The 12,386-nt window shown below is 45.6% G+C and carries 12 protein-coding genes, 1 other RNA gene and 1 pseudogene; 13 read left to right on the top strand and 1 reads right to left on the bottom strand.

Going from position 1 to position 12,386, the window contains the following annotated elements:
* Positions 1-5 precede the first annotated feature (5 nt).
* The 10 genes and pseudogenes from smpB (at position 6) to azoRB (ending at position 7,926) form a co-directional block, all read left to right on the top strand.
* A complete protein-coding gene (gene smpB, locus M0696_RS16955) occupies positions 6-476 on the top strand; it encodes an SsrA-binding protein (RefSeq protein ID WP_003220025.1) in 471 nt (156 codons plus the stop codon).
* A 177-nt stretch (positions 477-653) separates the two neighbouring features.
* Positions 654-1,016, top strand: a transfer-messenger RNA (tmRNA) gene (ssrA, locus tag M0696_RS16950).
* Positions 1,017-1,199: 183 nt separating this feature from the next.
* Positions 1,200-1,994, top strand: a complete 795-nt coding sequence (locus M0696_RS16945) for an SDR family NAD(P)-dependent oxidoreductase (RefSeq protein WP_166848380.1) — start codon at positions 1,200-1,202, stop codon at positions 1,992-1,994.
* A gap of 112 nt (positions 1,995-2,106) precedes the next feature.
* On the top strand, positions 2,107-2,679 hold the full coding sequence (locus tag M0696_RS16940; protein WP_222142031.1) for a TetR/AcrR family transcriptional regulator: 573 nt from the start codon (positions 2,107-2,109) through the stop codon (positions 2,677-2,679).
* Entirely contained in the window at positions 2,676-3,035 is a 360-nt protein-coding gene (locus tag M0696_RS16935; protein WP_166848385.1) for a DMT family transporter, read from the top strand. The genes M0696_RS16940 and M0696_RS16935 overlap by 4 nt, the downstream gene beginning before the upstream one ends.
* Positions 3,032-3,433, top strand: a pseudogene (locus M0696_RS16930) (YvaD family protein). The gene M0696_RS16935 and the pseudogene M0696_RS16930 overlap by 4 nt, the downstream one beginning before the upstream one ends.
* Positions 3,434-3,533: 100 nt before the next feature.
* Entirely contained in the window at positions 3,534-4,481 is a 948-nt protein-coding gene (locus tag M0696_RS16925; protein WP_248602783.1) for an EamA family transporter, read from the top strand.
* A gap of 7 nt (positions 4,482-4,488) precedes the next feature.
* Complete coding sequence (locus M0696_RS16920; protein ID WP_248602197.1) at positions 4,489-5,145, top strand: GntR family transcriptional regulator; 657 nt, start codon at positions 4,489-4,491, stop codon at positions 5,143-5,145.
* A gap of 105 nt (positions 5,146-5,250) precedes the next feature.
* Positions 5,251-7,149, top strand: a complete 1,899-nt coding sequence (locus M0696_RS16915) for an FUSC family protein (protein WP_222142028.1) — start codon at positions 5,251-5,253, stop codon at positions 7,147-7,149.
* Positions 7,150-7,290: 141 nt separating this feature from the next.
* Positions 7,291-7,926, top strand: coding sequence for an FMN-dependent NADH-azoreductase AzoRB (azoRB, locus tag M0696_RS16910; protein ID WP_166848397.1), 636 nt, complete (start codon positions 7,291-7,293; stop codon positions 7,924-7,926).
* Positions 7,927-7,963: 37 nt separating this feature from the next.
* On the opposite strand, the gene M0696_RS16905 is transcribed toward azoRB, so the two are convergent.
* Positions 7,964-9,040, bottom strand: coding sequence for an oxidoreductase (locus tag M0696_RS16905; protein WP_222142027.1), 1,077 nt, complete (start codon positions 9,038-9,040; stop codon positions 7,964-7,966).
* Positions 9,041-9,167: 127 nt separating this feature from the next.
* On the opposite strand from M0696_RS16905, the gene csoR reads away from it, so the two are divergent.
* From csoR to copA, 3 genes are all read left to right on the top strand, one after another.
* Positions 9,168-9,473: a copper-sensing transcriptional repressor CsoR gene (csoR, locus tag M0696_RS16900; RefSeq protein ID WP_166848403.1), complete on the top strand. Its 306-nt coding sequence runs from the start codon at positions 9,168-9,170 to the stop codon at positions 9,471-9,473.
* 73 nt (positions 9,474-9,546) lie between these two features.
* Positions 9,547-9,756 carry a copper chaperone CopZ gene (gene copZ / locus M0696_RS16895; RefSeq protein ID WP_248602196.1) on the top strand — a complete coding sequence of 70 codons (210 nt, stop codon included), beginning with the start codon at positions 9,547-9,549 and terminating at the stop codon, positions 9,754-9,756.
* A gap of 83 nt (positions 9,757-9,839) precedes the next feature.
* A complete protein-coding gene (copA, locus tag M0696_RS16890; protein WP_222142026.1) occupies positions 9,840-12,251 on the top strand; it encodes a copper-exporting P-type ATPase CopA in 2,412 nt (803 codons plus the stop codon).
* Positions 12,252-12,386: the final 135 nt, after the last annotated feature.

Genomic DNA, 12,386 nt, shown 5'->3' with positions numbered 1-12,386 from the left:
CTGGCATGCCAAAAGGGTCAGGAAAAGTATTATCTCAAAATAAGAAAGCCAATCACGATTATTTTATAGAAGAAACCTATGAAACAGGCATCGTGCTGCAAGGAACCGAAATCAAATCGATTCGCGCCGGCCGTGTAAACCTTAAGGATTCCTTCGCCAAAATCGAACGGGGAGAAGTGTTTCTCCACAATATGCACGTCAGCCCGTATGAGCAGGGAAACCGCTATAACCACGATCCGCTTCGGACGAGAAAGCTGTTAATGCACCGCAAGGAGATTAATAAGCTGATCGGGCTAACAAAGGAAAAAGGCTATTCTCTCGTTCCACTGAAGCTGTATTTGAAAAACGGCTTTGCCAAAGTGCTTCTCGGCCTTGGAAAAGGGAAGAAGAACTATGACAAACGGGAAGACTTGAAGCGCAAGGACGCGAAGCGGGAAATCGAAAGAGCGTTCAGAGACAGTCAAAAAGGTTTCTAAAGGCATAGTGCTTGATTCAAAAATCAGGCCTGTGCTATACTGTGTTCACGATCAGATCACAATGCTATTCATTAGAAGGATTTGACAATTGAAAAGAGCCGTGATCATGTTATAATAAGACTGTAGCCAGTTTGAGTGAGAGCTTGATTATTTTCTCCCGTATTTCCCTTATACCAAGGGGACGTTACGGATTCGACAGGGATGGATCGAGCTTGAGCTGCGAGCCGAGAGGCGATCTCGTAAACACGCATCTAAATATAACTGGCAAAACTAACAGTTTTAACCAAAACGTAGCATTAGCTGCCTAATAAGCGCAGCGAGCTCTTCCTGACATTGCCTATGTGTCTGTGAAGAGCACATCCAAGTAGGCTACGCTTGCGTTCCCGTCTGAGAACGTAAGAAGAGATGAACAGACTAGCTCTCGGAAGGCCCGCCCGCAGGCAAGAAGATGAGTGAAACCATAAATATGCAGGCTACGCTCGTAGACGCTTAAGTAATCGATGTTTCTGGACGTGGGTTCGACTCCCACCGTCTCCATACATACTGACAATAAAGCAGAACCTCTTAAGGGGTTCTGCTTTATTTTTTCTTCAGATCACAGGCACCAAAAAGTGCGTACTTCCATTTCAATCCCAGCTGTTTCATACTGATTGCAGAGCAGATGTTTCACCAAACGCATTTCTGTCAATAAATAAGAGGAATCAAAAACGGAGGGATGAACGAATGAAGCTGAATTTACAAGGAAAAACCGCACTGGTGACTGGTTCGACATCTGGGATCGGAAAAGCCATTGCCTCTTCGTTAGCTGAAGAAGGCGCGGCAGTGATCATTAACGGACGCCGGGAAGAGAAAGTGAATCAGACGATAGATGAATTGAACGCACAACATTCTGAAGCGGTCCTATATCCGGCTGCATTTGATTTGGGAACAGAAGAAGGCTGCAATGAGCTGTTTCAGGCATATCCGCACGTTGATATTTTGGTCAACAATTTAGGGATTTTTGAACCGGCGGAGTACTTTGATATTCCTGATGATGAATGGTTTCGTTTTTTTGAAGTGAACATTATGAGCGGGGTAAGGCTGACACGCAAATATTTGCACAACATGATAGAGAAAAAAGAAGGGCGTGTGATTTTCATTGCCAGTGAAGCGGCGATTATGCCGTCACAGGAAATGGCCCATTACAGTGCGACAAAAACGATGCAGCTGTCCATTTCCCGCAGTTTGGCGGAGCTGGCAACCGGCACAAATGTCACAGTCAACACTGTCATGCCGGGTTCTACCTTAACAGAGGGTGTGGAAACCATGCTGAATTCGCTGTATCCTGGTGAAAACCTGACTGTTCAAGAAGCTGAGGCACGTTTTATGAAAGAAAACCGGCCGACATCTATTATTCAAAGACTGATTCGTCCGGAAGAAATCGCCCACTTCGTTACATTTTTAAGCAGCCCGCTTTCCTCTGCGATCAATGGCGCGGCGCTTCGGGCGGACGGCGGTTTGGTCCGCAGTGTCTTTTAAACCTCTCCTTTTGGGAGTGGTTTTTTTTATGTGTTGTTGATTTCCATAAATTTCTGTCGTATAATTCTGGTACCAAAATAGTTTTTTTAGTACCAGAAGCGAGGGGATTGATTTGAAAAATAGAATTCTAGAGGAAACCATCCGGCTGATCAGGCAGAAAGGATTTTCATTTACGATGAATGATTTGGCAGCAGCGCTGGGAACGAGTAAGCGGACGCTCTATGCGCATTATTCATCAAAAGACAAGCTTGCGGAAGCGTTTGTCGAGCAATTTATCGCAGAGATGAAGCAAATGGAAAGAGACATCTATGAAAATGAAAATTTAGACGTGCTCGAAAAAGTGAAAAAAATGCTGATCGGTCTTCCACAGGGGATGGAACTGCTGAATATGGGTTTATTAAGTGAACTGAAGAAATACCATTACGATGCGTGGCTTACATTAGATACGTTTATTAAGGAAGAATGGACAGTTGTCCTTGAATTATTAAACGAGTGCAAACAGCAAAAGAGAATCAGAGACATTAATCCGGACCTGTTTGTTCACATGTATATAGGAAGCATCAACCAAGTGTATGACCCAGAATATCCGCTCAAACATCAGTTTACGACAGGAGAGGTTCTTGAATCGATTGTAGATGTATTATTTAACGGCATAACAGCTGATGGGGAGGCTGAAGTTAGGTGAATTGGGTGTTTCTATGCTTAGCGATTCTGTTTGAAGTTGCCGGGACGGTCAGCATGAAGCTATCGTCGGGTTTTACAAAGCTTACTCCCAGTGTGCTGTTGATTTTCTTTTATGGCGGGAGTCTTTTCTTTCTGACGCTTACGCTAAAATCAATTGATGTCTCTGTTGCTTATGCTGTATGGTCAGGGATGGGAATTGTCCTGATTACAGTCGTTGGTTTTTTGTTTTTTCAAGAGAATGTTAGCGTCATGAAACTCATTTCAATCGGATTGATTATCGCCGGTGTTGTGTCTTTAAACCTGATCGATCATGGGACGCAGTCTGAGCTGGTACATAAAAGTGGGCAGTACAAATGAGAAATATGAAACTGTTTTTTCTCGTGACTGATATCGGTTTTATCTTGTACTGGCTGTCAGCTGGGTTTTCGCTGATACCGGAAAGCTGGGCTTTTAAACATCATGACCATCCGTTTATGATCGCCTGGAACTGGTCGTTTTTCCCGCTGGATATCCTGATCTCTTTCACAGGATTGTACAGCTTGTACTTGCAGCGGAAGAACAGTGCTGACTGGAAGCTGATAGCGCTGATTTCTCTTGTGCTGACCTGTTGTTCAGGCCTTCAGGCGATTTCATTCTGGACATTCAGCCGGGACTTCGATCTTGTTTGGTGGCTGTTTAATGGGTAACTATTGATTTATCCTATATTTTTTATTCATCTTCTCTTAAAGGAGAGTCATGCAACAAAGCAGTGCTGACAGGCGCTGTTTTTTATTTTTGTAAAAAATCTTTGTTTTTAGAAAAGTGAAACGATATAATATGTAATATATTGCATATTACTTGTCAGGAGGATGTATGTTGGCGACTCAAAAACAACGGATGTACGGTTTTTTTATGGTCATTGTCGGAGCTGCTTTTTGGGGATTATCAGGAACTGTTGCACAGCATTTGTTTGAAACAAGTGATGTGTCCGTGGAGTGGCTTGTCACCGTGCGCTTGCTTTTATCAGGCCTGCTTGTGCTGATTATCATATCTGCCGGTAAAAACAGACGTGCGGTGTGGGAGATATGGAAGGATCAACAATCGGCTATCAAGCTGATAGTTTTCGGGATTGCCGGCATGCTCGGCGTTCAGTATACATTTTTAGCTTCAATTGAAACAGGAAATGCAGCTGTTGCTACGCTTCTTCAGTACTTGGCACCCGTTATGATTGTGCTGTTTATGCTTGTGACCCGGAAGAATTCCTTTCACTTAGCAGATATTTGTGCACTTGTGCTGGCTTTGGGGGGCACTTTTTTACTGCTGACTAATGGAAGTATTAATAATTTAACTGTCTCGTCTTTGTCTGTCATATGGGGACTGCTTTCTGCCGCGGCTCTTGCCTTTTATACGCTATACTCCAGCTCACTCTTGAAAAACTGGGGATCTGCTCTCGTAATTGGCTGGGGAATGCTGATCGGCGGCATTGGCATGAGCTTTATCCATCCCCCATGGGACGTTGATATACAGGGATGGACAATGTCTGCGAGCGTATCAATCGGTTTTATAGTCATTTTTGGCACGTTATTGGGTTTTTATATGTATTTGACAAGCTTGAAATATTTATTTCCGCAAGAAGCAAGCATGCTCGGCTGTACTGAGCCGGTTGCCGCAGTGGCATCCTCCATTCTGTGGCTCGGTGTGTCCTTTGGATTATACCAAGCGGCAGGGGCGGCGTGTATTTTAGTAATGATTTTTGTTCTATCGCAAAAGAAGAGTGCCGGCAAGCTGGCGGCGTTAAAAAAACAAACCAATATTCAGAGGTGATGCTTTTATGCCAATCCCGTCAAATACTCCGAAGCCTGTCAGGCAGACTGCTAAAACGATTGCATTGGAACAAATTCAAAAATGGATCGTAGAAGGCATTCTCGGTCCCGGAGAAAAAATCAATGACGACGAGTTAGCGAAAGCGCTTGGCGTCAGCAGAACACCAGTCAGAGAAGCTCTGCAATTATTGGCAGTACAAGGCTTTGTTGAAATGTCACCGGGGAAAGAAACAAGAATTTCACAAATTGAAAAAAACGATGTTTTCAAGGTGTATCCGCCAATGGCGGCTCTGCAATCAACCGCTGCCGAACTGGCAATCGAAAACATTCAGTCATCCCACTTGGAGGAGATGGCAGCGATCAATCAGCAAATGAAGGCGGCTATTAACCGAAATGAAATCTATGAGGTGCTTGGGCTTGATAAAGCGTTCCATGATGTCATGATTGATGCGGCCAATAATGAATATATCCGCAATTTCACATCTGTTCTTCATATGCATATTCTTCGGCTTGAATATCTTTTTTTTAAATCGCCGCAAAATTCAATTGAAGAACATGAACAAATCATTCAGGCATGTAAAGAGAAGGATCGGAAAAAAGCGGATGAGCTGACGTACAGCAACTGGATCAAACCGATTCAGGATATTGCGAATAAATTAATGTGAAAAAGGCAGAGACGGTAGGGTCTCTGCTTTTTTAACGTTTTTTGGGCATACTATAGCGAATAAACGGGAAGAGTTCTACACATTCATGGAAAAGGATTTTGTCATATGAACAAGACTGCTGAGAACAATCAAAGAACCATGCCAAGCATCGTGAAGGATGCCTTTCGCATTCATGCAAATCCCTTTCCTTTGAAAAAGGCAATCGGATCAGGCATCGCTTCAGGGTTTCCTGTGCTGATCGGCGCATTGGCGGGTCACACGGATTATGGTTTAACTGCAAGCATCGGGGGCTTTGTTTATTTATATGCGGGCGGAGAATCGTACAAAAAGCGCGCTTTGAAGCTGCTCTTGGTTTCTATTGGGATTGCCCTCTCATTTGGATTGGGCACGCTTTTGTCCGGGATGGTTTGGATGATGGCGGCTGTCCTGGGCCTGATCGGTGCAGCAGCAATGTTTATTTTTAGCGCGCTCGGTATACAAGGCCCTGCGCCAATGTTTTTTGTCCTAGCTTTTTTAGTCAGCTCCGGGCTGCCGGCCGATTCCTCACAAGCGCTGTTCAGAGCGGGACTGACGTTTCTCGGCGGCATTTTCGCCATGGGCATCGCCCTGATCGGTTGGTTGTGGAACAAGCATGGACCGGAGGAGGCGGTGCTGCAAAAAACATATCATCAGCTGGCAGCATGTCTTTCGGCCGTCGGGACGCCAGGCTTTCATAACGCGCAGCATCAGACGGTGCTTATGCTCAGAACAGGTCGTCAAACGGTTCTCGGCAAGGGGAACAGGCGGAAAAAATCACGGCATGATGAACGGTTTTTCCGCCTGCTCGAAAAAGCTGACGACATATTTCTAGCGATTATTCATTTTTCAGCTGAAACGCCAGACGGAGAGAAGGCACAGATTGAAAAGGCACTCCGTCAAACCGGCGATATGCTTGGGCATGCCCGTGTTTCCAGTGCATTTCAGGTTAACGAGAATGAATCAGAATCCAGCCGGAAGCTGTTTGGAGAAATCAATGAGGCTTTGCATATCGCTTCAGGGCGGTTTGTTAAGCAGCTGGATGGGGAACCGAGCCGTCTGCCAGCCTCTTTTTACTTTTTGAGAAATGCCTTTGACTGGCAGTCTCCGATTTTGATACGGGCGTTAAAGTACGGGATTGTGCTGTTTGCCGCCGATATGTTTGCCCTCACATTCGGTTTTGCACGCTCCTATTGGATTCCGCTTTCGGCAGCAGCGGTCATGCTTGGCACTACTGCTGTCTTTACGCTTCACAGGGCCATTCAGCGTTCAATCGGAACCGTGATCGGTGTTGGGCTGGCAGGCGCAATCCTGTTTGTTAAGCCGGGCGGTGCTTATATTGCTTTATGTATTGCAGCGCTGCAATGTCTTCTTGAGTTGCTGATTGTCCGCAATTATGCACTGGCGGTTCCTTTTTTGACCGCAAACGCGCTTGTCATAACAGAAAGCATGCATGGCGGCGCGGACGTCGGTTATTTTATGATAGCGAGGCTGACGGATGTAGCTGTCGGGAGCGTGATCGGACTATTGGGATCGATGCTTTTGTGGAGACGGTTTTCAACGAAGCGGCTGCCTGAACTGATGCGGGACGTCATCCGGCTGGAAGGGCAGTTTATGGAGAAACTGTTAACCGGGCAGAAAGCAGACGAACACAAGTTAAGGGTGAGCCTTGTCAGGCTTAGGGATGCGTATGACAAGGCGCTTGGGGAATTTCCTAACACTCATGCGGATGCGCTCTGGCCTGCCATTTCCGGTGCTCAGCACTTAGGGTATTATTTGCTCTCGGCCCAAGCCCACCATCGTCCGCCTGCTCCGTTTTCTGAAGAAGAGACCAACCAGCTGCGGGCGTTTTTTGAACAAGCTGAGCAATCCGCTTTGATGAAAAGTATGCCGGGGGATATACAAGTGCCGCATGTTCCTTATTACCCGAGGATCAGCAAAGAGCTCTCCGCGCTGTATTCCGGCTTACGGACAGCTTTTGAGAAGTAAAATAATCTTTAATTCGAGATATTTTACTTGAAAGTAATTTTTATTATCCCTATAATAAAGTCTAAGAGAGACAGAATAATCATAATGCATCTGTATGATAATAATTGATGTGTGATCTTAAAAACGAAAGGGCTGGTAAAAATGGCAAAAGTATTGTATATCACTGCTCACCCGCATGATGAAGCTACTTCTTACAGTATGGCAACAGGTAAAGCATTTATTGAATCTTACAAAGAAGCGAATCCAAATGATGAAGTTGTACATATCGATTTGTACAAAGAAAACATCCCTCACATTGACGCGGATGTATTCAGCGGCTGGGGCAAGCTTCAGTCAGGCACAGGCTTTGAAGAGCTTTCTGAAACCGAAAAAGCGAAAGTGGGCCGTCTGGGAGAGCTTAGCGATCAATTTGCATCTGCTGATAAGTATGTATTCGTTACTCCTTTATGGAACTTCTCATTCCCGCCAGTGATGAAAGCATATCTTGATTCTGTTGCAGTTGCAGGAAAATCATTCAAATACACTGAACAAGGCCCTATCGGCTTGTTAACTGATAAAAAAGCGATTCATATCCAAGCACGCGGCGGCTACTATTCAGAAGGTCCTGCGGCTGAAATGGAAATGGGCCACCGCTACATCGGCATCATGATGAACTTCTTCGGCGTACCATCCTTCGATGGCATTTTCGTAGAGGGACATAATGCGGAGCCTGATAAAGCACAGCAAATCAAGGAAGACGCGATTGCGCGTGCGAAAGAAGCAGGAAAAACATTTTAATGAAAAAGCCTCCCCTTTTATCAGGGGAGGCTTTTGTTTATTGCTCCAGTATAATGGTACGTTTCTCTTCACTGCTTTTCATCGCGGCTTCAATGATGCGGATGACATCAATTCCTTCTTCAGCGGTAACAGGCAGCGCAGCCCCTTCCCGTATACTTTCCGCTATTTTGCGGTAATAGGTAAGATAGGAGCCATTTACCGATGAAATGGTTTCTGTTTTTTTGTCTGTGCCATGAACGGTTGTCAGCTGTCCGTAAAATTCCGGATCATCCGCTCCCCAGCTGTCATCCTCCGGTTTTCTTCCTGCTCTGAGTGCGTCTTCCTGTCCGTCGATTCCGTATTTTATAAAGCTTGAATGCTGCCCGTGGATTTGATAACGAGGCCCATTTGCAGGAACGATCGATCCTCCGTACAGAATGGCTTGGAGCTTGCCGTAATCCATTATCAAATGAAAATAGTCAACAGTTTCGGCATTTTCACGCTGGGCCATCACGTTTGCAGTAACAGCTTTTGGCATTCCGAACAAATGGAGGGCTTGGTCTATGATATGAGAGCCGAGATCATACAATGTACCAGTGGCAGCACCTTCTTTTTCCCGCCACCGCGCTTGAACCTCAGGTTTGTAGCGGTCATAGGAGACTTGATATGTATTGATATCTTCAAGGGATCCGTCAGCAATTAGCTTTTTAATCGTTAAAAAGTCGTTATCCCAGCGCCGGTTATGATAGACACTTAACAAAACACCTTTTTCATCAGCAGCCTTCTTTAATTTCTCACCCTCTTCGGCCGTCGCTGTCATCGGTTTTTCCATCACCACGTGTTTTCCGGCCTGAATGCATGCCATAGCGTGCTCGTAATGAAGCCCGCTCGGGGTAGTGACGATGACAAGCTCAATGGCCGGGTCATTTGTCATGTCCTCAAGTTCATGCACAACTTCTGCATCAGGAAAATCCCGTTTTACTTCTTCTGTCCGTGATGTCATAACTTTGCTGATGTGATACTCATCCAGAACGGCAAGCAGCGGCGCATGAAAAACAGAACCAGACAGTCCGTACCCTAATATCCCAACCTTTATCGTATCCACTTTTCTTCTCCCCTTTAAAAGCGTTTTCACAAAAGGTATATACCCTTTTATGAAAATGGTAAAACCTAACTGATTCATTTTTTTGCGGCGGCATGCTTAGACAACAGTTTGGACAATCAGTATAATGGGAATTAATATAAGAAACAGAGGTGTACGCATGGAGAAGCATAACGAACATAAAGCATTAAACCATAAAAGCTCAAAAGAAAAGGATCAAATCACAAACAGGCTAAAGCGGATTGAAGGCCAGGTCAGAGGCATTCAAAATATGGTGGAAAACGATAGATATTGTGTAGACATTCTTGTGCAAATTTCAGCTGTTCAGGCGGCAATGCAAAAGGTGGCTCTCCACTTGCTTGAGGACCATGCCCATCATTGTGTAGCAGATGCCATCAAAAGCGGAGACGGGGAGCAGGCCATTTCTGAGCTTTTGGACGTATTTAAAAAGTTCACAAAATCATAAAGTCTTTTTTTGTTGTAATACCCTACGGGGGTATGGTAGGATGAAAACAGAAAGATAAACAGGAGGAATTCAAATGGAACAAAAAACATTGCAAGTTGAAGGAATGTCTTGTCAGCACTGCGTCAAAGCTGTGGAAACGAGCGTAGGGGAACTGGACGGCGTCAGTGCTGTTCATGTCAATCTGGAAGCGGGAAAAGTCGATGTTTCGTTTGATGCTGACAAAATATCAGTCAAGGACATTGCGGATGCGATAGAAGATCAGGGCTATGATGTAGCCGATTGATTCGAGGTGTCGCTCCTTTAGGGAGGCGCGATATTTCTTTCATTTTTATATACCCCCCGGGTGTATATAAAGGAGTGAGTATGTTGAGTGAACAAAAGGAAATCGCAATGCAGGTATCGGGTATGACCTGTGCGGCATGTGCCTCCAGAATTGAAAAAGGTTTGAAGCGGATGCCCGGTGTGACGGATGCCAATGTCAATCTGGCAATGGAAACGTCAAATGTCACCTACGATCCCGCTGAGACAGGGGCAGCAGCGATTCAGGAAAAAATAGAAAAGCTTGGCTATCACGTCTTGACAGAAAAAGCTGAATTCGATATTGAAGGCATGACTTGTGCAGCCTGCGCCAATCGGATTGAAAAGCGGCTTAACAAAATAGAAGGCGTCACAAATGCTCCTGTAAACTTCGCTTTAGAAACGGTTACGGTTGAGTACAATCCAAAAGAAGCGTCTGCCGGCGATTTGATAGAAGTGGTAGATAAGCTGGGATATAAACTTAAGCCCAAGGGCGATGTAGAAGGTGAAGCAGCATCTTCTAAAAAGAAAGAAGAACGGAAGCAAATGGTGAGACTGATCTTTTCAGCGGTTCTGTCGTTTCCATTGCTTTGGGCGATGGTGAGCCATTTTACGTTTACATCGTTTATTTGGGTGCCGGATATATTTCTCAATCCGTGGATGCAGTTTGCGCTGGCGACACCAGTCCAGTTTCTGATCGGCTGGCCGTTTTATGCGGGTGCGTATAAGGCGCTCAGAAATAAAAGTGCCAATATGGATGTATTGGTCGCGCTAGGTACGACGGCTGCTTACGCTTACAGCCTTTATCTTACCATCCAAAGCATCGGTTCCCATGGGCATACAGACGGTCTTTATTATGAAACAAGCGCGATTTTGCTGACACTAATTTTATTAGGTAAGCTGTTTGAAACAAAAGCAAAGGGCCGTTCTTCGGATGCCATTAAAAAGCTGATGAAACTTCAAGCGAAGACAGCGACTGTCGTAAGAAACGGACAGGAGCAAATCATTCCGATAGACGAAGTACTAGTTAATGACATTGTTTACGTCAAACCGGGCGAACGAATTCCTGTCGACGGAGAAGTGGTTGAAGGCCGCTCGGCTGTAGATGAGTCAATGATCACAGGCGAAAGTCTTCCTGTTGACAAAAATCCAGGTGACAGCGTGACAGGTGCAACCGTGAACTCAAACGGCTTCCTGAAAATTAAAGCTGTCAACGTCGGAAAGGATACGGCACTTTCTCATATCATCAAAATTGTCGAGGAAGCACAAGGGTCAAAAGCGCCGATCCAGCGTCTCGCCGATCAGATTTCCGGTATTTTTGTACCCGTCGTATTGGGGATTGCCGTTCTCACTTTCCTCATTTGGTATCTTTGGGCGGCTCCCGGCGATTTTGCCGAAGCCACCAGCAAGTTTATTGCGGTTCTTGTCATTGCCTGCCCATGCGCCCTAGGCCTTGCCACTCCGACGAGTATTATGGCTGGATCTGGGCGCGCTGCTGAATTCGGGATTCTTTTTAAAGGCGGTGAGCATTTAGAAAAAACACATCGTCTTGATACAATTGTTCTCGATAAAACCGGAACTGTGACAAACGGGAAGCCGCAGCTGACAGATGCCATTCCATTCGGCCGTTTTGAAGAAGAAGATCTGATGCAATTTGCGGCGGCAGCTGAAACGGGATCGGAGCATCCGCTCGGTGAAGCGATTGTTGCGGGCGTGAAAGAAAAAGGGCTTGAGATACCGAAGCTGACTCGCTTTGAAGCAAAAATCGGCGCAGGCATTTTGGCTGAAGCCGGAGGCAAAACCATTCTCGTCGGCACAAGAAAGTTAATGGAGAGCGAACAGGTTGAGCATGGAGCACTTCTTGCCCAAATGGAAGAACTTGAGGCAGAAGGGAAAACAGTTATGCTTGTCTCCATTGATGGTGAAGCCGCCGGGCTTGTAGCGGTTGCCGATACAATAAAAGACACGTCACGGGCAGCAGTAGCCCGTCTAAAAGAGTTGGGCCTGGATGTCATCATGATGACAGGAGACAATCGCAGAACCGCTGAAGCGATTGCGAAGGAAGCGGGAATTACGAGTGTCATTGCGGAAGTCCTTCCGGAACAAAAAGCAGCAGAAATTTCCCGCCTGCAAAAAGAAGGCCGCCAGACGGCCATGGTAGGCGATGGAATTAACGATGCGCCGGCGCTTGCCACAGCCGATATCGGCATGGCGATTGGAACAGGCACGGACATTGCCATGGAAACGGCAGACATTACGCTTATTCGCGGCGATCTGAACAGCATTGCCGACGCAATTCGCATGAGCAGATTAACAATGAAAAACATTAAACAAAACTTATTCTGGGCGCTTGGCTATAACAGCCTAGGCATCCCAATCGCAGCGCTTGGATTTTTAGCGCCATGGATAGCAGGAGCAGCAATGGCGTTCAGCTCCGTTTCCGTTGTTCTGAATGCGCTCCGTTTGCAGAAAGTAAAATAAAGACCGGCTATATGCCGGTTTTTGTTTTACATTGACACTTTCTTGGAAAACGACATATAATAGATGTAACCATTATATGAGTATGTGCTCATATATAAAAATTCAATATCAACACTCATTGATACGCTTTGAAGA

Origin of the sequence: Bacillus rugosus, from assembly GCF_023238245.1 — a bacterium.
In the GTDB taxonomy this organism is placed as follows: domain Bacteria; phylum Bacillota; class Bacilli; order Bacillales; family Bacillaceae; genus Bacillus; species Bacillus rugosus.
The sequence above is the reverse complement of the archived record's forward strand: the minus strand, read 5'-3'. Positions and strand labels throughout refer to the sequence as shown.